This is a genomic window from Bradyrhizobium sp. WSM4873, assembly GCF_055811355.1.
Genome location: NZ_JBVVPS010000004.1, coordinates 274,422 through 292,819, shown reverse-complemented (window position 1 = coordinate 292,819; position 18,398 = coordinate 274,422). Strand labels below are relative to the sequence as shown.

At 65.5% G+C, this 18,398-nt stretch carries 18 protein-coding genes; 5 read left to right on the top strand and 13 right to left on the bottom strand.

Annotation, left to right across the window (positions count from 1 at the left end; all coding sequences use genetic code 11):
* Nucleotides 1–213: 213 nt before the first annotated feature.
* The 9 genes from AC0L21_RS09830 to AC0L21_RS09790 all read right to left on the bottom strand — a co-directional run bounded on the left by AC0L21_RS09830 (nucleotide 214) and on the right by AC0L21_RS09790 (nucleotide 8,586).
* A complete protein-coding gene (locus tag AC0L21_RS09830) occupies nucleotides 214–1,518 on the bottom strand; it encodes a PQQ-dependent sugar dehydrogenase (RefSeq protein ID WP_473260651.1) in 1,305 nt (434 codons plus the stop codon).
* Nucleotides 1,519–1,659: 141 nt separating this feature from the next.
* Nucleotides 1,660–1,869 carry a hypothetical protein gene (locus AC0L21_RS09825; protein WP_473260648.1) on the bottom strand — a complete coding sequence of 70 codons (210 nt, stop codon included), beginning with the start codon at nucleotides 1,867–1,869 and terminating at the stop codon, nucleotides 1,660–1,662.
* 278 nt (nucleotides 1,870–2,147) lie between these two features.
* A complete protein-coding gene (locus tag AC0L21_RS09820) occupies nucleotides 2,148–2,774 on the bottom strand; it encodes a methyltransferase family protein (protein ID WP_354171185.1) in 627 nt (208 codons plus the stop codon).
* Between the two features lie 30 nt (nucleotides 2,775–2,804).
* A complete protein-coding gene (locus tag AC0L21_RS09815) occupies nucleotides 2,805–3,836 on the bottom strand; it encodes an NAD-dependent epimerase/dehydratase family protein (RefSeq protein WP_473260646.1) in 1,032 nt (343 codons plus the stop codon).
* Between the two features lie 29 nt (nucleotides 3,837–3,865).
* Complete coding sequence (locus tag AC0L21_RS09810; RefSeq protein WP_473260644.1) at nucleotides 3,866–4,402, bottom strand: Mpo1 family 2-hydroxy fatty acid dioxygenase; 537 nt, start codon at nucleotides 4,400–4,402, stop codon at nucleotides 3,866–3,868.
* Between the two features lie 154 nt (nucleotides 4,403–4,556).
* Nucleotides 4,557–5,228, bottom strand: coding sequence for an OmpA family protein (locus AC0L21_RS09805; RefSeq protein ID WP_473260642.1), 672 nt, complete (start codon nucleotides 5,226–5,228; stop codon nucleotides 4,557–4,559).
* A complete protein-coding gene (locus AC0L21_RS09800) occupies nucleotides 5,228–5,644 on the bottom strand; it encodes a hypothetical protein (RefSeq protein WP_473260640.1) in 417 nt (138 codons plus the stop codon). Before AC0L21_RS09800 ends, AC0L21_RS09805 begins: the two co-directional genes overlap by 1 nt.
* Before the next feature lie 88 nt (nucleotides 5,645–5,732).
* Nucleotides 5,733–6,023, bottom strand: coding sequence for a type II toxin-antitoxin system HicB family antitoxin (locus AC0L21_RS09795; RefSeq protein WP_473260638.1), 291 nt, complete (start codon nucleotides 6,021–6,023; stop codon nucleotides 5,733–5,735).
* A 7-nt stretch (nucleotides 6,024–6,030) separates the two neighbouring features.
* Entirely contained in the window at nucleotides 6,031–8,586 is a 2,556-nt protein-coding gene (locus tag AC0L21_RS09790; protein ID WP_473260636.1) for an ATP-dependent helicase, read from the bottom strand.
* Nucleotides 8,587–8,827: 241 nt separating this feature from the next.
* Here AC0L21_RS09790 and AC0L21_RS09785 point away from each other — a divergent pair, with 241 nt between their 5' ends.
* The gene (locus tag AC0L21_RS09785) at nucleotides 8,828–9,001 is read left to right on the top strand and encodes a DUF1328 domain-containing protein (protein ID WP_007613448.1); all 174 of its coding nucleotides are present in this window, start codon (nucleotides 8,828–8,830) and stop codon (nucleotides 8,999–9,001) included.
* A gap of 61 nt (nucleotides 9,002–9,062) precedes the next feature.
* On the opposite strand, the gene AC0L21_RS09780 is transcribed toward AC0L21_RS09785, so the two are convergent.
* Entirely contained in the window at nucleotides 9,063–9,569 is a 507-nt protein-coding gene (locus tag AC0L21_RS09780; RefSeq protein ID WP_473260634.1) for a thioesterase family protein, read from the bottom strand.
* Nucleotides 9,570–9,656: 87 nt separating this feature from the next.
* On the opposite strand from AC0L21_RS09780, the gene AC0L21_RS09775 reads away from it, so the two are divergent.
* Together AC0L21_RS09775 and AC0L21_RS09770 are read left to right on the top strand one after the other, a co-directional pair.
* The gene (locus AC0L21_RS09775) at nucleotides 9,657–11,081 is read left to right on the top strand and encodes an FAD-binding oxidoreductase (protein ID WP_063995261.1); all 1,425 of its coding nucleotides are present in this window, start codon (nucleotides 9,657–9,659) and stop codon (nucleotides 11,079–11,081) included.
* A gap of 50 nt (nucleotides 11,082–11,131) precedes the next feature.
* Nucleotides 11,132–11,494: a hypothetical protein gene (locus AC0L21_RS09770; protein ID WP_473260631.1), complete on the top strand. Its 363-nt coding sequence runs from the start codon at nucleotides 11,132–11,134 to the stop codon at nucleotides 11,492–11,494.
* Nucleotides 11,495–11,663: 169 nt separating this feature from the next.
* Here the strand turns inward: AC0L21_RS09770 and AC0L21_RS09765 are convergent, their stop codons facing one another.
* The 3 genes from AC0L21_RS09765 to AC0L21_RS09755 all read right to left on the bottom strand — a co-directional run bounded on the left by AC0L21_RS09765 (nucleotide 11,664) and on the right by AC0L21_RS09755 (nucleotide 15,361).
* Nucleotides 11,664–13,331 (bottom strand): SulP family inorganic anion transporter, encoded by a 1,668-nt coding sequence (locus tag AC0L21_RS09765; RefSeq protein WP_473260629.1) that lies wholly within the window; start codon nucleotides 13,329–13,331, stop codon nucleotides 11,664–11,666.
* 211 nt (nucleotides 13,332–13,542) lie between these two features.
* Nucleotides 13,543–15,030 (bottom strand): caspase family protein, encoded by a 1,488-nt coding sequence (locus AC0L21_RS09760; RefSeq protein ID WP_473260626.1) that lies wholly within the window; start codon nucleotides 15,028–15,030, stop codon nucleotides 13,543–13,545.
* Nucleotides 15,031–15,073: 43 nt separating this feature from the next.
* Nucleotides 15,074–15,361, bottom strand: a complete 288-nt coding sequence (locus AC0L21_RS09755) for a hypothetical protein (protein ID WP_473260624.1) — start codon at nucleotides 15,359–15,361, stop codon at nucleotides 15,074–15,076.
* 96 nt (nucleotides 15,362–15,457) lie between these two features.
* Between AC0L21_RS09755 and AC0L21_RS09750 the strand changes: the two genes are divergently transcribed.
* Both AC0L21_RS09750 and AC0L21_RS09745 read left to right on the top strand, forming a co-directional pair.
* Entirely contained in the window at nucleotides 15,458–16,489 is a 1,032-nt protein-coding gene (locus AC0L21_RS09750; RefSeq protein WP_473260621.1) for a TRAP transporter substrate-binding protein, read from the top strand.
* A gap of 7 nt (nucleotides 16,490–16,496) precedes the next feature.
* Nucleotides 16,497–18,386, top strand: a complete 1,890-nt coding sequence (locus AC0L21_RS09745) for a TRAP transporter large permease (protein WP_473260619.1) — start codon at nucleotides 16,497–16,499, stop codon at nucleotides 18,384–18,386.
* Nucleotides 18,387–18,398: the final 12 nt, after the last annotated feature.

Genomic DNA, 18,398 nt, shown 5'->3' with positions numbered 1-18,398 from the left:
TTGTTGCGGGGGTATTATATATCCAACCACCCCATCCTCCCGCGCGCCCCCCCCGCGGGGGGGGGGGGGGGGCGGGGGGGGGGGGGCGCCGCGCGGGGATTCTCTCCATCGCGCACCGACCCTCGGTGCATCGTCAACAATCGGCACCTCTTGCTGGGCTACCCCTCTCCCTAGCCCCCCCACAAGGGGGGAGGGAACGCACCTTCGTCAGGGTTACGCCCCCGTCACACGCCAGATCACGTTGCCGACGTCGTCGGCCATCAGCAGCGACTTCTTGTCGGGACCGATCACGACGCCGACCGGGCGGCCGTAGGATTCTTTCTCGTCGGGCGCGAGGAAGCCGGACAGGATGTCGCGTGCGGGACCCGAAGGCTTTCCGTTCTCGAACGGGATGAACACCAGCTTGTAGCCGGACAGCGTACTGCGATTCCACGAGCCGTGCTGGCCAATCGCCATGCCGTCCGGGAAGCCCGGCAGCGTGCCCGCGGGCATCCAGCACAGGCCGAGCGAGGCGGTATGGCCGCCGAGCGCGTAGTCCGGCGTGAGCGCCTTGGCGACCATCGCCGGATCCTGCGGCACGCGATCGTCCACCGTCTTGCCCCAGTAGCAATAAGGCCAGCCGTAGAAGCCGCCGTCGCGCACCGAGGTCAGATAGTCCGGCGGCGTTTCGTCGCCGAGGCCGTCGCGCTCGTTGACGACGGTCCAGAGCACACCGGTCGTCGGCTCCCAGGCGAGACCAACCGGGTTGCGCAGGCCGGCGCCGAAGATGCGGTGCGTGCCGGCGACGAGATCGAGCTCGTAGACCGCGGCGCGGCCTTCCTCGACCTCCATACCCATCTCGGCGATGTTGCTGAGCGAGCCGACGCCGGCATAGAGCTTCTTGCCGTCCGGGCTTGCGAGCAGGCTGCGGGTCCAGTGGCCGCTCGGCTTGAAAGTGGTGAGGCGCTTGCCAGGCACGGTGATGCGATCGGCATTCGCCACGTACGGGAAGGCCATTACGCCGTCGGTGTTGCCGACATAGAAGGTGTCGCCGACCAGCGCCATGCCGAACGGCTGGCTGAGATTTTCCATGAACGCGCCGCGATACTCCGCGACGCCGTCGCCGTCCTTGTCGCGCAGCAGCGTGATGCGGTTGGCGCTGACGCCGAGCGCGGCGGCGCGCCGCATCGTCGCCTGCATCGCGTAATGAAACACCGACCGCGGCGCCCCCGCGATCTGCGTCGCCTCCGCGATCAGCACGTCGCCATTGGGCAGCACCTCGATCCAGCGCGGATGGTCGAGACCGGTCGCGAACGCATTGACCTTGAGCCCGGGTGCGACCGTCGGCTTCTGTCCCTCGCTCCAGCCCCGCGCCGTCGGCATCTTCAGTGTCGGGATGGCGCCTTGCGGCTTTGCTTCGGGAATGGCGGGCGACTGGCCCCAGGCCGGCGCAGGCACTGTGCCCGACAGCTTTCGCCATTGCAGCGCGATGCCACCGAGAAGCGCAACGAACTGCGCAAAGATGCTGGAAAAAGTCATGAGAGGCCCCTGTTTGCGCGCGCATCCAACGGGCTGGCGGAGCAGACGTCAACCTGTGTGGAGCGCGGCGGGGCTCTATTCCCGTGGAATGGCAGCCGTTCGAATTTGCATGGGACGAATGCCGACAGGGTGTGCCGGAGATCAGCGGCCGATCTGCCGCTCCGCCCGGCGCGCCGCGCGAAAATCACCGAGGTGATGGATGTTCGGCGCAAGCGCCGCCTCCCGGGACAGCAGATGATAGACTCGCGCCACCGTGCGCTGCTTCTGCTTCGGCCGCCCGGGCGGCAGCGCCCGCGCCTTGCGGACGGCGGCGATCGCGTGCTCGCGAAAATAATCGTAGGCGTCGGACATGGCTCGATGCTCTGCGGTGTGTGGCAGGTATCGAGGCTAACGGGCGCAGGCAGCAGGGGTTCCTGGAAGCAGGTGTGTTGCGCACACAGCTTCCTCAACGTCGTCCTGGCGAAAGCCAGGACCCATACCGCGGAATCCATCGATTGCGTGCGGCCTCGGGTTCCGGGCAATCCTCGCCAAACCGCTCCCTGGGGTAATGGGTCCTGGCTTTCGCCAGGACGACTCCGGAGGTGCAGCCGCGCTAAGCTTGCGATGACAGCGTGAAGCGATACCCGCTCTCAGCGTGGCGACAGGAACGGGATGATCATCGGCACGCGGCGGCAATAGGCGCCGTAGGCGTCTTCGCCGAGCTCCTTGGACAGGAACACTTCTTCCATCCGACCCTTCTGCCACATGCCGAGCGAGATCAGGATGGCGCCGAGCATCGCGGTCACAGTGCCGACCGCGATGCCGGTCACCAGCATGCCGAGGATCAGCCCGGTGTAGATCGGATGGCGCACGATGCCGTACGGGCCGGTGTCGATGACGCGGTGGTCTTGCTTGTGGGTGATGGTGTTGGACCAGAACTGTCCAAGATGCAGCCGTCCCCACCAGGTGAAGGAGATGCCGGCCAGCACGATCAGCGCCACGACGTAGACGGCGCTATTGCTGAACACCCAAAGCGGCTTCTCGCCGAGCACCTCGGCGGTCCAGGGCGTGAACAGGATGCCGCCGACCAGGATCGGGATGCGATAGCGGCCGGACTCCAGCGTCATCACCTGCTTCTGGGTGCGGCCCTGCCAGAACGAGGCGCCAACCCAGCTTGCGAGCCAGGCGAGCCAAATCAGGGCGAGCAGTTGCGTCGGCCACGTCGTGGTCCAACCACCCCAGGCGACAGAGAGAAGCTTGCTGAAATCGAAGGACATGCGGAAAGGTTCTTTGGGTTGGGCGGCAGCTCAGCTGGCGCGCGAGGAGAGCGCGTGATGCTCGATGGCGCCGGAGGCAAGCGCGCCGCCGCGGGCGAGAAGATGGGTGATGGTTTCGCGCAGGACCGGCTCGATCGGGCGCGGCGCGTAGCCGAGCTCGGTGCGCGCCTTGCCGATCGAGAGGTCGCTCGCGGCGAGCGCGATGCGCACGCCCTCGGCGGTGCCGTTGGGCGGCCGGCGCGTGATACGATCGGAGAGATATTCGAGCATGATGCCCGACAGCTCGGCCATCTTGCCGGGAACGACGACCGGGAATTGCCGGCGGCCGCTCATCGCCGACATCATCCGCAGAATCTGGCCTAGCCTGACGCAGTCGCCGCCGAGGATGTAGCGCTGGCCGTTACGCCCGCGTTCCATGGTCAGCACGAGGCCCATGGCGACGTCGCGGACGTCGACGAGATTGACCGGGAAGTCGAGATGCGGCTGCACTTTCTTCTGCAGGAAGTACCACAGCATCGCGGTCGGCGGCGTCAGATTGTGGTCGGCGGCGCCGATCGGCATGGTCGGGGTGCCGATCACCAGCGGGAAGCCCGCGGCCGCGGCCTTCGCGGCGCAATGCTCGGCCAGCGATTTCGACCGCGTGTAGGCGCCCGGCATCGCATCGGCCGGCTGCAGCGCCTCTTCGGCGGGAACACCGCCCAGGTCGGAATAGGGGAACAGGATCGATTCCGTCGAGCAATGCAGGAAGCGCGAGACCCCGCGCTTCATCGCGGCCGCGAGCACGATCTCGGTGCCGCGGCAATTGACGTCGTGAAAGGCCTGCTTGTCGGCGACCCACATGCCGGGCAGGCCCGCGAGGTGATAGACCTGATCGACCCCAGCAATCGCGGCATCGACCGCGGCGCCGTCGAGCACCGACCCTTGGGCATATTCAACGTCGGCATACGGCGTGGCCGGCGCACGGACATCGAGAACACGCACCCGCTGCCCACGGGCGCGGAGCGCTTCTACAAGATGATGTCCGATGAAGCCGCTGCCACCGGTAACCAGTACGAGAGCCATGCAGTAGGTTTGCTGTTTCGCGTCTAGAACTATCGGGTTGAAAGGGAATTGGTCGGAGCAGGCGCCAGAATCGCGGCAAGGTCGCGACGGAAGCCCAATGCAATGAATAATTTTGCCATGACAAACATCGGTCCAAGCAGAAAATGCGTGGGGTGGTCGACCATCGACGGCTGCCGTTCCTCGAAAACCTTGTGGCCGACGATCTGCGCAGCGACGCCAAGTCCGATCAGCACCGCAAAAATCGACCACATCATGACGATCGAGACCTGATTGCCGATCGCGGTTGCGACCAAAAGCAGCACGATCATCGCGGCGAGGATGCCGACCCCGATCCCGGCGTCCAGCATCAGCCAGTAGACCAGCACCGGCAGGGCAAGAATTACGGCCAGGGTGACCTCGATCCCGAACAGCGGGAAATGCACCAGCGTCAGCGGCAGCACGGCGCCGGTGAAGAGCAGGAGGATGCCGACCACGTGCATCGCGCAGTTCCAGGGATCGCGATGATATTCGACGTAGTCGGCCAGTTGGTGTTGAAAATAACTGGCCATCTCGGTCTCGTGCAGCATGGGGTCGGGGAGGGCGAAAAAAGCCTATAGCACCTGATAGGGCGGTGCACAAACCGGTGCGATTGTCGCGCGAAGCCGCGCTGTCGCGCTGTGAGACAGGTCACAAAACGATCACGACTTCAAAGGGTTCCGTCAGGCGCCGTGGGCCGTCCGCTCAGTGCTTCTTGGCGGGCTTTTTCGCCGCAGGCGCAGGTGTCGCAGCCGGATGCGCAGGCGCTTCCTCCGGTACCTTGGCGTAGGTCAGGATTTGCAACTGGCCGTTGACGGCCGAGCTTGGCTTGGCCCGGTCGAGAAACTGCTCCTCGCCGAGGCCGATCGGATGCAGCCGCTTGGTCGAGATTTTGAACGTGTTCACCAGCACGTCGCGAATCGCGTCCGCCCGGCGCTGGCTCAGGATGGCGTTGGCCTCGCGCGTCTTCGCGTTGGATTCGACATGACCGACGATCAGGAACGTGTAGGGCAGCAGCGAGGCATGCACCAGCGCGTCAGCGAGGCGCCCGACGGTCTGGTACGACGCCGGCTGGATGATCGGCGTGTCGGCGTCGAACTGGATCTGCGCGGTGAAGGTCGGCAAATTGGCCAGATCAGGCGCGATCAGCGGCCGGTTCACCGGACCCGGATCGTTCTTGATCCTGGCCTTGGCCCGCTCCATCACCTGCAGCTTCAGCGCGGGAAGATCGATCTCGGCGGCTTGTTCGAAATGGTTGAGCTTGCCGACGATGTCGTCGCGGGTCGGCGGCGCCGTCTGCGCTTCGGCTGTGCCCGCGAGCAAAGCGAGGCCGAGCGCGATGCATATTCCGGCGTTGGAAAGCCTGTTCGCTGGCATCACCGATACCCCGCGTCGTCGACGGCCTTCAGGCAGTTGTTGCTGATGCCCTTGGGCGTCGAGACCAGGCAGGGGACCGCCTTGCTGGTCTCCTTGGTCGAGCCGCCGCACACCTTGACGATCTCGCGCTGGCAGGCGTTCGCCACCGTGACGCGGGCCGCGACACGCTTCTGGATCGCGTCGAACGCGCCGAGATAGTCGCTCTGGCACTGCTGGGAGAGCACGTCGCGGTTGCGCGACAGGCACTCCTTCAGGCGGGTCGAATCCGGGTTGACGCCGCGGCAATTGGCGACGATTTCCGCACCGCAACTTTTCGCCAGCATCCCGATCGAGTCGCCAAAGCTCATGGTCTCCGCCGCTGCAAGCGACGGCATACCCAATGCCAGCAAGATCAGTGTGATGGAGCCCCGGACCATGGCCGCATCTGATACGGGGAAGTTCGCGGTGGTCAAGGGCTGTTCGGACCTGAACTGTCGAGAGTCCGACCAGTGCGGCGAACAGTCCTCACTCCGTGGCCTCAGTGAGGGGTGGCCATTCGATCAGGGCGACCGTGTGCTTCCCGAGCTCGTCGGCCACATCAGGGTCGGCCTTGAGCTCGTCCAATGTCCGCGGCGGGGGAAGCTGGCGGCCGTCCGCGATCAGTTCCTGTGCATAGAACGCGAGTGCCTCGGGCGCATTCTCCAGGGCCTCGTCGACGTCGTCGCCGCCGGAAATGCAGCCGGGCAGGTCGGGAAACCACACGCCGACGGCTTCGTCGGGGCTGGCGTCCTCGATGATGGCAATGTAGTGCGGCATGCCCGCCTCACGCCCGCTGCACAAAACTGTCCACGACCTTCTTTTCCCCCGCCTTGTCGAAGGCGATGGTGAGCTTGTTGCCGTCGATCTTGGTGACGCGGCCATAGCCGAATTTCTGGTGGAAGACGCGGTCGGCGAGGGAGAATTCCGAGGTCGTGCCGGTGGATTTGGCCACCAGCTCGCCCTCGATCGTCAGGGGCCCGCGGCGGCGCGAGGAGAAGCTGCCGAAATCGGGCGAGGACGACTGGGACGAAAACGACGAGGCCTGTTCCTCGAAGCTGCCGCGGCCGCCATTGCCGCCCCCGCCGCCGCCGCGATTGCGATTGGCCTGGGCGCGCTGCCAGCCCGGGGTCGAATAGGTGGAGCCGAACGCCTCCATGTCGTCGAAGCGGGAGGCGCCGTAGCCGCCGGTGCCGCCCCAGGCCGAGCCGCCCTTGGATTCCGTGATCTCGACATTGGCCGCCGGCAACTCGTCAAGGAAGCGCGACGGGATCGTGGTCGACCAGGTGCCATGGATCCGGCGGTTGGTGGCGAAATAGATTTTGGCGCGGCGGCGGGCGCGGGTCAGGCCGACATGGCCGAGCCGGCGCTCTTCCTCAAGTCCGGCGCGGCCCTGTTCGTCCAGCGTGCGCTGGCTCGGAAACAGGCCTTCTTCCCAGCCGGGCAGGAACACGTTGTCGAACTCCAGACCCTTGGCCGAATGCAGCGTCATCAGCGACACCGCGTCCTCATCGGCGCCGCTGTCGCGGTCCATCACCAGCGAGATGTGCTCCAAAAACCCTTGCAGGTTCTCGAACTCCTCCATCGAGCGCACCAGCTCCTTGAGGTTCTCGAGCCGGCCCGCAGCGTCCGCCGAGCGGTCCTTCTGCCACATCTCGGTGTAGCCGCTCTCGTCGAGCACGATCTGGGCGAGCTCCGTGTGCGACGTGACCTCGCGCTGGGCGCGCCAACGGTCGAACTGGGCGACGACGTCGCGCAAGGAGCCGCGCGCCTTCGGCTTCAGCTCGTCGGTCTCGACCACCGCGCGCGCCGCCTCGAACAGCGGAATGCGGCGCTTGCGGGCGTGGTCGTGCAGCATCTGCACGGTGGCATCGCCCAAGCCGCGCTTGGGCGTGTTGACGATGCGCTCGAAGGCGAGGTCGTCGGCCGGTGAATTGATGACGCGCAGATAAGCCAGCGCATCGCGGATTTCGGCGCGCTCGTAGAAGCGCGGGCCGCCGATGACGCGATAGGGCAGGCCGAGCGTGACGAAGCGGTCTTCGAACTCGCGCATCTGGTAGGAGGCGCGCACGAGAATCGCGATCTCGTTGAGCTTGTCGCCCTGACGCTGGATCTGCTCGATCTCCTCGCCGATGCCGCGGGCTTCCTCTTCCGAATCCCACGAGCCCGTCACCGTGACCTTCTCGCCGTCATGGTCTTCGGTGCGCAGCGTCTTGCCGAGCCGGCCCTCGTTATGGGCGATCAGGTGCGAGGCGGCGGCGAGGATGTGACCGGTCGAGCGGTAGTTGCGCTCGAGGCGGATGACCTTGGCCCCGGGGAAATCATGGTCGAAGCGCAGGATGTTGTCGACCTCCGCCCCGCGCCAGCCATAGATCGACTGGTCGTCGTCGCCGACGCAGCAGATGTTCTTGACGTGTGTTTTTTCTTGCGCCGGAGGCGGCGCTTCATCGTCATTCTCGGCATCACTCGGCGGAGACTCGATGGCTTGCCGGGGCAAGCCGGGCAATGACGGATTGGACGATGGCGCCTGCGAGAGCAGCCGCAGCCATAGATATTGCGCGACGTTGGTGTCTTGATACTCATCGACCAGGATGAATTTGAAGCGCTGCTGGTACTGCCGCAAGATATCCGGGTGCTCGCGGAAGATGCGGATGTCCTCGAGCAGCAGATCGCCGAAATCGGCGGCGTTCAAAATCTTCAACCGCTCCTGGTAGCTCGCATAGAGCTTGCCGCCCTTGCCGTTGGCGAAGACGGCGGCTTCGCCCGACGGCACCTGCGACGGTGTCAGGCCGCGGTTCTTCCAGCCGTCGATCAGGCCGGCGAGCATGCGCGCGGGCCAGCGCTTGTCGTCGATATTGTCGGCTTGCAGAAGCTGCTTGAGTAGTCGGACCTGATCGTCGACATCGAGCACGGTGAAGTTCGACTTGAGCTGCGCCAGCTCGGCATGGGTCCGCAGGATACGCCCGCCGATGGAGTGGAAGGTGCCGAGCCACGGCATGCCTTCGACCGCATGGCCGAGCATCTGGCCGAGCCGGTGCTTCATCTCCCGCGCGGCCTTGTTGGTGAAGGTCACTGACAGGATTTCGGAGGGGCGGGCGCGGCCCTGGCTCAGGATATGGGCGATGCGCGTGGTCAGCACGCGGGTCTTGCCGGTGCCGGCGCCGGCCAGCACCAGAACCGGGCCGTCCAGTGTCTCCACCGCCTCGCGCTGCTCCGGATTGAGCCCGGACAGGTATTGCGGGCCCACCGAGGCGCGCGCACGCGCGGCAATGCCGCCGGCTGCGGGCTGGTGGTCGGGGACACTCTGGGACGTGATCTTGCTCGGCTCGGTCATGCGAATCATTTGCCCCACGTTGGCACCGCGGGGTGGTGAAAGGGGAGCCTTCTTAACAGGGATTGGTCCCTATATGGGGCCGCGGACGGGGGTTTTCCACGTGCGCGGAAAGCCAATTTGTTCCTGCGGGTCAGGCGAATTTCCGGCCCCAGCGGCCCGGAACCATTGTTCCGAGTCGGCGATTGGTTCTGCAAGTGAGGCGCGTCAGCCGCGCCGATCGCAGACAGACATCGAAACAGAGGTTCGGATCATGCTTAGCTGGGTAGTTACGTTTCTGGTTATCGCCCTGATCGCCGGTATTCTGGGCTTTGGCGGCCTCGCCGGCGCGTCGATCGAAATCGCCAAGATCATCTTCTTCATCGCGGTCGTGCTGTTCCTGGTCTCGGCCGTTGTCGGTCTGGCCCGCGGCCGCACCAGGGTTTAGCGCGGTCTGATTTGGTGCATGATCTTGCCGGAAACCGCTTCGCACTTTTCCGGATCATGCACTACCGCTTCGAGGGCATCGCCACGTTCCGGCCGATGCCCTCGGGTCGCGGCACGCCGCTATGAGCCTTGACCACCGCCGCAATGCGCTCACGGATGTCCGCTGGCAAGGCCGCCACCTTTCGTGAGCCCATGTCGATGTGAAGCGACATGTTTTCGGAGGTCGCAGACAACCAGCCTTCGGTGGCGTGTCGCAGCTCCTGGAACGTGTGCAGCCGCTTGTCGTCGGCCTCCAGCAGCCAGACCGAGACCTGCACGGGATCGCCGAGGTGGATTTCGCGCAAATACCGCACGTGGCATTCGGCAGTGAAGGTCGAGCCGCCGCGCTCCTTCATGTAGCCCGGACCGATCCCGAGCGTCAGCCACATCTGGTCGATCGCACGGTCGAACATCACGTTGTAATAGGCCATGTTGAGGTGGCCGTTGTAGTCGATCCATTGCGGCTCGATCTGCATGATCGACGCGCGGAACGGTGCGCCCTCGATCGTTGTGGCAGCAGTCTGCGGCATGTGTCCTTCCCCAGCTATGCGTCCGGTCGCTTGACTTGACCGGTGAGATGTCCTTTGCCACGGTTCGTCTCGTCGGGAGGAACGTCCGTGGGTACGACCATCACCAATAATCCGCCGCGGCCGGCGCCGAAAGCCCTCGCGAGCGCGCTGGAGCAGCTTGCCGCGCGGTTCGGCAACCGCCTCATTACCTCGCAGGCCGTCCGCGAGCAGCACGGCCATACCACCACATGGATCGTGAACCAGCCGCCGGACGGCGTGGTGATGGCGCAGGAGACCGCCGACATCCAGGACGTGGTGCGGATCTGCGCGAAAAACGGCGTGCCCGTCATCGCCTTCGGCACCGGCACCTCGCTAGAGGGCCAGGTCAACGCACCCGCCGGCGGCATCTGCATCGACCTGCGCGACATGAACAAGGTGCTCGCGGTGCATGCCGAGGACCTCGACTGCGTGATCCAGCCCGGCGTCACCCGCAAGGCGCTCAACGAGCATCTGCGCGACCAAGGCCTGTTCTTCCCGATCGACCCCGGCGCGGACGCTTCCCTCGGCGGCATGGCCTCGACCCGCGCCTCCGGCACCAACGCGGTGCGCTACGGCACCATGCGCGACAGTGTGCTGGCGCTGAAAGTGGTCCGCGGCGACGGCGAGATCATCACGACCGGCACGCGTGCGAAGAAATCATCCGCCGGCTACGACCTGACGCATCTGTTCGTTGGCGCCGAGGGCACGCTCGGCATCATCTCGGAACTGACCATCCGCCTGCGCGGCATCCCCGATACGATCGCGGCCGGTGCGGTGTCGTTCGAGACCGTGCACGGGGCGTGTCAGGCCGTGATCCTGGCGATCCAGACCGGCATTCCCGTGGCGCGCATCGAGCTGCTCAACGCGGCGCAGGTGCGGGCCTGCAACGCCTATTCGAAGTTGACGCTGCCGGAAACGCCGCTGCTGCTGATGGAATTCCACGGCAGCGAGATCGAGGTCGGCGAACAGTCCAAGGCTTTCGGCGAGATCGCAAAGGACTGTGGCGGCGGCGATTTCTCCTGGACCACCAAGCCGGAGGATCGCACAAAATTGTGGCAGGCGCGGCACGACGCCTATTGGTCGGTGAAGGCGCTGCGGCCGGGCGACAGCATCGGTGTGGTCGCGACCGACGTCTGCGTGCCGATTTCGCGGCTTGCCGAATGCGTCGGCGAGACCGAGGAAGATCTCAAGCGTCTCAACCTGTTGTCGCCGATCGTCGGCCATGTCGGTGACGGCAATTTCCACTGTTCGCTGGTCTGCGACACCAACGATGCCGACGAGATGGCGCGCGGCGAAGAGTTCATGCATCGGCTGGTCGAGCGCGCGCAGGCGATGGACGGCACCTGCACCGGCGAGCACGGCATCGGCCAGGGCAAGCAGAAATATCTCAAGGCGGAGCTCGGCCCCGAGGCGATCGACGCGATGCGGGCACTGAAGAAGGCGCTCGATCCGCAGAACATCTTCAACCCCGGCAAGATCGTACCTGAGGCGTAGCGCGCGGCGTGGCCGCCGTTTATGCTTGCTCCCTCACCACGGAGCAGGCAATGCAGTGGTTCGCCCGCAAGACGCGCCGGGACATCTGGGACGAGGCGATCGAACGGCCGCTCGGCGACATCGAGGCCGCCGAGCGTATCCGCGCGATCTGTGACGCCGCCGCGGCGAGCGCGGCAGGGTCCGCGCGCAGCGACAAGCGCGAGAGCGAGCGTTACGAGCGCGCAGCGAAGGTTGCGATGGAAATCGCGATGAAGATCTCGGATGGACTGATGCGCGATGACGCAGTCCGTCGCATCGTCGATCTCTGCATGACAGCGAACGACCTCAAGACGGCGCAAATCCTGTTTCGCGCGATCCATGCCAGCTGGATCCGCGAAACGGTGCAGCGGGATCATCCGACATTGGCGCAGTGAGCGGTGCGCTCCCACCCCCGTTTGCGGGGGAGGGTCGGGGAGAGGGTGTCTCCGCAACGGGACAATCCCCAAGGGGACAAAGCCCTCACCCGGCGCTCCGCGCCTCTTCCGCAAGCGGGAGAGGTTACAGCGAGTTCGCGGCTCCGCCTGCGTGACCCAACTGCTATTCCTACTTCCCCAACTTCCGCACGGCCTCGTCGACGCTGTGGAAGACATGCTCCCGGGGCAGGGCCTCGAACAGCCGAAACCGCTCGAACGCGTCTTGCGCGCGCACCGATTCCAGCCGGGCCAGCGCGACCGTGACGCCCTGTTCGCTGCATGCCCTGAACACGTCAAGCAGGATCTGCGCGGCGGTGAAGTCGATCTCGACCATGCCGCTCGCCTCCAGCACCAGCAGCTGCGGCGGCGTTGCGCCGAGCACCTTGGTCACGTCGCTGCGAAAGCCGGGCGCGTTGAGAAAGGACAGCGGCGCCTGCAGCCCGATCACGGCGACACCGGCGATGCGCTCGCCGGCGATGTGGGGATGCGCCGGCCACCAGATCGTGGTGCCCGGCACGCGCTCGAACTCGACCAGCCGCGCGCGCGTCGTGCTCCAGATGCCGTGCAGCAGCGACAGCACGATGCCGAGGAACGCGCCTTGCTGGATCGGCAGCACGATGATCAGCGCGGCGGTGGCGGCGATCAGAAGGAATTCGCTTGGGGATTGGCGATAGATCGTGGCGATCTGCTTCACGCGGATGATGCGCAACGCGACGAACAGCAGGATGCCGCCGAGGGCCGCGTCCGGAACGTGCTGCAGCAATCCCGTTCCAAACGCGAGCAGCGCCAGCACGATGGCAGCGGCCGCAAGGCCCGCGAGCTGCGATTGTCCCCCGGTCTCGGCGACAATGCCCGTCCGCGGCGGGCTGGCATTGACCGGAAACGCGCCGAACAGGCCCGACAGCACGCTGCCGGCGCCCGCGCCGAGAAAATCGCGATCGACATCGGCCGGCTTGTCGGGATCGGACGGGAACGAGCGCGTCGTCGCCGCGGTCTGCACCATCACCACGACCGTGATGACAAAGGCGAGCGGCACGAGGCGGACCCATTGCTCCGGTGCAAGCTCGGGGAAGGTCGGCCGCGGCAGCGTCCCCGGCACGGCGCCTACGACATTGACGCCCTTGCTCTCGAGGCCGAGCACGATCGTGGCCAGGGTCGCGGCGACGAGCCCGATCAGCGCGCCCGGAATTTTTGCGCTGATCTTCTCGGCCAGGAAGACCACGGCCAGCACACCGAAGCCGATGCACAGCGTGAAGGGATTGGTGCGGCCGAGCTCGCTTGCGAGCACGCCGATGCGATCGAGCGTCGGCCCGTTCGGCGAGTCCAGACCCAGCACGCCCGGCAATTGCGAGACGATGATGTGGACGGAGATGCCGGCGAGGAAGCCGACCATGACGGGCACGGACAAGAGATTGGCGATGCCGCCGAGGCGGAAGGCGCCGCCGGCCAGCATCATCGCACCGACCATCAGCGCCAGCGCGATCGCGAGGCCCTGATACTCAGGCGAGCCGGCGGCGGCCAGCGCCGCCAGTCCGCCGGCGAAAATCGGCGTGATCGTGGAATCGGCGCCGCAGGACAGGAAGCGGTTGCCGCCGAGCATGGCAAAGCCGAGCGAGCCCGCCATGAAGGCGAAGAAGCCGATCTGCGGCGCGAAGCCGCCGAGCCGTGCCGTGGCCATCTGCTCGGGAATCGCGATCGCGGCCAGCGTCAGCCCAGCCATCAAATCGCCCGGCAGCGAATAGGACGCGAGTGAGCGAAACAGCGGCCAAGCTGGCTTGGCGTGAGCGTCGTGCGGCATCGATGTGGAGTCCCCGGAAAGCCTGGCGTCAGTCGGTTAGACTACAGCATTTCCGTATCGGGAAGCAGCAGACGCAGTTTATCTCCATCCGTCGTCATTGCGAGCGCAGCGAAGCAATCCGGCATCCCCTCCGCGGGAAAGACTCTGGATTGCTTCGCTGCGCCCGCAATGACGGAGGACAGATTTGTCCTCCGTACTGCGAGAGGTCGTCTCAGTAACGGCCGCGGTCGTTGTGATAGTCGCCGCCGCGGCCGCCGCCCATACCCATGCCGATTCCGACACCTATTCCGATGCCTTGCATGATGGCGCCGGGCGGCGGGCCGCGATCCGGCGGCGGCGCGCGCTCGTAGATCACCTCATCAGGCGGCGGCCGGCGTTGCCTGGGGGGCGTGTCGACGACCTTGCGCTTCGGCGGCGTGTCGTCGACGCGCTTCTTGATCACGGGAGCGACCGCCGGGTTGATCGGCGTTGCCGGTGTCGAGGGCGTCGAGCACGGGCAGGTCGGGGCCATTGCGACGGCGACCGGGGCAGGAGCGGCCGCGACCACAGCAGGCAAGACGTAGTTGCGGTTCTGTACGCGGAGCAACAGCCTGCGTGCGGTCGCGGCCAGATCGCTGTTGTCCCAGTTGGCCAGATAAGCCTCGAACGAGGCGCGGGTGTTGATCGCGGTGGCGCGCTCCCACGCCAGCATCTGGCGCCGGCGCTCCACAATCGTGCGCAGCCGCGGCGTACGGGTGTCCTGAGCATACAACTCGATATAGGCCTGATAAGCCGGCACGGTGTCGTCGGTGATCACCATCTCATAGGCGACCATGGCCGGCTTGCCCTGCAAGTCCTTGCGCCAGTCCTCGAGGCTGCGCGTGCCGCTCGCAAGTGCCATGGAGGATGCGCCAGGAAGCGCAGCCTGACTGCCGCTGCTGTCGCCGCCGAAGAACTTGAAGTCGGTCGTCAGCGACGAGCTTTCCCAGGGGATCTGGCGTCCGTCGGTCGATTGCGCCACGGCGACGCGAATGCGCTTGAACACTTCTTCGATCGGCAGATTGGGCTGCTTGGCGACGGTCAGCGCCGCGGTGGTGTAGGGACTGTCGATGCCGGAGCCATCCTCGGCTTCGGAGCCCGGCGAGGTCGAATAGGAAATGAAGGAGCCCGGCGCGCCGGCCTTGGTGTCGACGATCGCAAGCCCGTGTCCGGCGCCGCTCAGCGCCGGGAACGGATTGTTGCGGCAGGCATCGAGCATGAAGATGCGGGCTCGTGTCGGCAGCGCGCCGAGCGTGTTGAGCAAATCGTTGAGCCGTACGCCCTGCAGCGGAATGTCGGCTTCGCGCTTGGGGTCGAGATCGACGGGAACGAGATAGTTTTCGCCGTCGATCTGCAGGCCGTGGCCGGCATAGAACACCAGCGCGACGGTGTCGGCGCCGCTGGCGCTGACCTTGCCGGCGAAATCCGAGATCGCCTGACGCATGTCGTTCTGCGCCAGATTGGATGCCGTGGTGACGGTGAAGCCGGCATTGCCGAGCAGTTCCGTCATGCCCTTGGCGTCGTTGGCGGCGTTGGGCAGTTCCGGCACGGTACGATAGGCGGATTGACCGATCACGAGTGCGAGCCGCGCTTCGGCCGCGGCCTCCGTCGGAATCGTCAATTGCGTGAGCGCGAGAAGACCGGATGCAAGAAACAAATTGCGAAGAACTGGACGGCGCATGATGTCACCTCCATCGGCAATGCGCGCGATAATGTCACCTTTTCTAGGTGGCCGCCATGCGTCCGTCTGTGCACTGGATCACGTTGAGCTGCGGCAAAATGGGGCAGAAGGTCTGCCGGAGCCGGTGCAGCATCGTTCTGACGCCATCCATGTGAATTGCGCATTGATCCATGCGCCAATTGGATCGATGCCCAATGCTGCGCGAAAGCATCTTCTCGCACATCGGGTCCATGCCGATCTGATCGAGAATCCCGCAAAAAACATGGCTGTTTCGCCGCGCGCGGATGCCGTCGATCTTCGCGACGCGCCGCTTTGCGGCGGCTGGCCGCAAGCCTTGCCTGCGCCGCCGCTTTGGCCATACAGTCCGCGCAACGGGCTGCGGCAACGACCGTAGCTCGAAAAATAATAATTGGGGAGAAACCGCATTATGTCCATCGTGCCCGTGAACCGTCGCGCGTTCATCAAGTCGTCGACGGGACTTGCCGCCGGCCTCGTGTTCTCCCCCGCACTCATCGGCCGCGCCGAAGCCGCGACCTTGAAGCTGAAATGCTCCTCCTCGCTGCCGAACGATCCCAAATTCGCCAACGGCCGCGTCTATTACGACAATCTCGTGAAGAACCTGAAGGCGAACGGCCTCGGTGAGCAGGTCGAGGTCGCGTTCTTTCCCGACAACCAATTGGGTCAGGAAATCGACGTCATCAACTCGGTGAAGCTCGGCGTCATCGACCTCATGGTATCGGGCTCGTCGATCTCGGCCAATCTGGTGCCGCTGGTCGGCACCTACGACCTCGGCTTTCTGTTCTCGAGCTTTCCGCAGCAGACCAAGGCGTTCGACGCCGGCGCCGCCAAGCCGATCGAGGACGCGCTGCTCAAGGGCAGCAACATCCGCATCATCGCCTGGGCCTATAATTTCGGCTCACGCAGCGTACTTGCGAGGAAGCCCGTGAAGACGCCGGAAGATCTCGCCGGTCTCAAGATCCGCACCTTGCCCAATCCCGTCATCACGGAATGCCTGCGCCTGATGGGCGCCGCCGCGACGCCGCTGGCTTTCGGCGAAATCTACACGGCATTGCAGGCCGGCGTGCTGGACGGGCTGGAGCACGATCCGCCGACCATCCTGGCGAGCAAGTTCTTCGAAACGGCGAAATTCTATTCACTGACGCAGCACAATTTCTCGCCGCTCGCGATCTATTTCAGCGACACGACCTACAATCGCATGGATCCGAAGCTGCGCGAGGGTTTCCTGGATGCCGCGAAGAAGGCTGCGGCCGACACGCGCACCCACGGGCTCGCGGTCGAGAAGGAGGCGTTGTCGGCTTTGACCGAAAAGGGCGTGACGGTGGCCGAATGCGACCGCGAGGCGTTCAAGAAGCGCGTCGCGCCGCAGATCGAGAACTTCATCAAGGCGCGGCCGGACTCCAAGGCCGTCATCGACATCATCCGCGCCACGCAGGCCTGACGTGGCAATGACAGCTGCCGTACCTCTCTCGGGCGGCCGCCACGGGAGTATCGCCCTGCTGCTTCGCGTCAGCGACGCGATCGCGGCCATTTTGCTGGCCGCGGATCTCCTCGTCGTCTGCGGTTCCGTGCTGCTGCGCTTCTGCTTCAACGCGCCGGTGGAGTGGTCCGACGACGTCGCACGCGGACTGATGGTCGGCTCGGCCTTCTTCGGCGCGGCGAGTGCGCTCGCGCGCGGCGAGAATGTCGGCGTCTCCTTCTTCCGCGACCTGGCTCCGGTACGGTTGCGCGCGCTGGTCGATGCCGCAAGTGCGCTGCTGGTGGTGCTGATCTCGGGCTACGTCGCCTACAATTCCATCAAGCTCGGTTCGCTGACGGCGGGCCAGACCACCGGGTCGGGCCTGCCGCTGGAGCTGACCTTCTACCCGATGGGCGCCGGCGCGCTGTTGATGACGGTGTTCGCGATCGACCAGCTCTGCGCCAGGCCGCTCCCTGACATCGTCAGAGGCCTCATCGCGATTGCCGTCGTGACCGGCCTCTATCTCGCCTGGGATTATCTGTCGCCCGCCACGGTGCCGTCGGCGGGAACGCTTATGCTGATCGGTTTCTTCGCGACGTTGGTCGGCGGGTTGCCGATCGGCTTTGCGCTGGCGCTGGCCGCGCTGATCTTCATCTGGGTCGAGGGCGCACTGCCCGGCGTGATCTTCGCCCAGCAGATGGCGCGCGGCATCGACAATTTCGTGCTGCTCGCGATCCCGTTCTTCATTCTCGTCGGCTACCTCATGGAAGCCAACGGCATGTCGGTGCGGCTGATCGAGCTGTTGCAGCGCGGGGTCGGGCGCATGCGCGGCGGCCTCAACGTCGTGATGGTGGCCTCTATGGTGCTGTTCTCCGGCATCTCCGGCTCGAAGATGGCCGATGTCGCCGCTGTCGGCTCCGTGCTGATTCCGGCCGCACGCCGCTCCAGGCAGAACCCGGGCGGCGCCGTGGCGCTGCTCGCAGCCTCCGCAGTGATGGCGGAGACCATTCCGCCCTGCATCAATTTGATCATCCTGGGCTTCGTCGCGAATTTGTCGATCGGCGGCCTGTTCGTCGCAGGGCTGTTGCCGGCGGCGCTGATGGCGCTGGCCTTGATCGCCGTCTCCATCATCTTCGGCAAGACTCCAACTGAGACTCCAACTGAGACTCCAACTGAGACTCCGGTTGATGCCGAGGACATGGCGCCGCAGATGCCGGTGTCGGGCCTGTGGAGCGGCGCGATCGCCTCGTTCGGCCTGATCTTCATGATCTTCTTCGGCTTCAAGAGCGGCTTTGCCACCGCGACGGAAATCTCGGCCTTTGCCGTGGCCTATGCGCTCGTCGTCGGCAGTGTCGTGTTTCGCGAGCTCAGCTTCACATCGGCCGCGCACAGTTTTGTGCAGGGGGCGACGCGCGCGGGGCTCGTGCTGTTCATCGTCGCGGCGGCGCAATCGCTGGCTTTCACGCTGACCCTGCAGCAGGTGCCGCATGCGGTCGGCGATTTCATGCTGGGATTGTCCAAGACCTCTGGCACCTGGCTGTTCATCCTGCTCGCGATCGGCGTGCTGATCGTGATGGGCTCGGTGCTGGAGGGCGCGGCCGCGCTGATCATCTTCGGGCCGCTGCTGCTGCCGGTGGCCGTGCAGCTCGGTATCGATCCCCTGCATTTCGGCGTCGTGCTCGTGATCGCCATGGGCATCGGCCTGTTCGCGCCGCCGCTCGGGCTCGGGCTCTACGGCGCCTGCCTGATCGGCAACGTGCCGATCGAGCAGACGGTGAAGCCGATCATGGGCTATCTCGGCCTGCTGTTCCTTTGCCTGCTGGTGATCGCGTTCGTGCCATGGCTCAGCACGGCATTGCCGCGCGCGTTCGGCTATTGAGGGAGTGTTGCC

What these genes read in the sequence shown, in the direction of transcription:
- AC0L21_RS09830 (WP_473260651.1), bottom strand. Translation starts at nt 1,518, where the DNA reads ATGACTTTTTCCAGCATCTTTGCGCAGTTCGTTGCGCTTCTCGGTGGC.
- AC0L21_RS09825 (WP_473260648.1), bottom strand. Translation starts at nt 1,869, where the DNA reads ATGTCCGACGCCTACGATTATTTTCGCGAGCACGCGATCGCCGCCGTC.
- AC0L21_RS09820 (WP_354171185.1), bottom strand. Translation starts at nt 2,774, where the DNA reads ATGTCCTTCGATTTCAGCAAGCTTCTCTCTGTCGCCTGGGGTGGTTGG.
- AC0L21_RS09815 (WP_473260646.1), bottom strand. Translation starts at nt 3,836, where the DNA reads ATGGCTCTCGTACTGGTTACCGGTGGCAGCGGCTTCATCGGACATCAT.
- AC0L21_RS09810 (WP_473260644.1), bottom strand. Translation starts at nt 4,402, where the DNA reads ATGCTGCACGAGACCGAGATGGCCAGTTATTTTCAACACCAACTGGCC.
- AC0L21_RS09805 (WP_473260642.1), bottom strand. Translation starts at nt 5,228, where the DNA reads ATGCCAGCGAACAGGCTTTCCAACGCCGGAATATGCATCGCGCTCGGC.
- AC0L21_RS09800 (WP_473260640.1), bottom strand. Translation starts at nt 5,644, where the DNA reads ATGGTCCGGGGCTCCATCACACTGATCTTGCTGGCATTGGGTATGCCG.
- AC0L21_RS09795 (WP_473260638.1), bottom strand. Translation starts at nt 6,023, where the DNA reads ATGCCGCACTACATTGCCATCATCGAGGACGCCAGCCCCGACGAAGCC.
- AC0L21_RS09790 (WP_473260636.1), bottom strand. Translation starts at nt 8,586, where the DNA reads ATGATTCGCATGACCGAGCCGAGCAAGATCACGTCCCAGAGTGTCCCC.
- AC0L21_RS09785 (WP_007613448.1), top strand. Translation starts at nt 8,828, where the DNA reads ATGCTTAGCTGGGTAGTTACGTTTCTGGTTATCGCCCTGATCGCCGGT.
- AC0L21_RS09780 (WP_473260634.1), bottom strand. Translation starts at nt 9,569, where the DNA reads ATGCCGCAGACTGCTGCCACAACGATCGAGGGCGCACCGTTCCGCGCG.
- AC0L21_RS09770 (WP_473260631.1), top strand. Translation starts at nt 11,132, where the DNA reads ATGCAGTGGTTCGCCCGCAAGACGCGCCGGGACATCTGGGACGAGGCG.
- AC0L21_RS09765 (WP_473260629.1), bottom strand. Translation starts at nt 13,331, where the DNA reads ATGCCGCACGACGCTCACGCCAAGCCAGCTTGGCCGCTGTTTCGCTCA.
- AC0L21_RS09760 (WP_473260626.1), bottom strand. Translation starts at nt 15,030, where the DNA reads ATGCGCCGTCCAGTTCTTCGCAATTTGTTTCTTGCATCCGGTCTTCTC.
- AC0L21_RS09750 (WP_473260621.1), top strand. Translation starts at nt 15,458, where the DNA reads ATGTCCATCGTGCCCGTGAACCGTCGCGCGTTCATCAAGTCGTCGACG.
- AC0L21_RS09745 (WP_473260619.1), top strand. Translation starts at nt 16,497, where the DNA reads ATGACAGCTGCCGTACCTCTCTCGGGCGGCCGCCACGGGAGTATCGCC.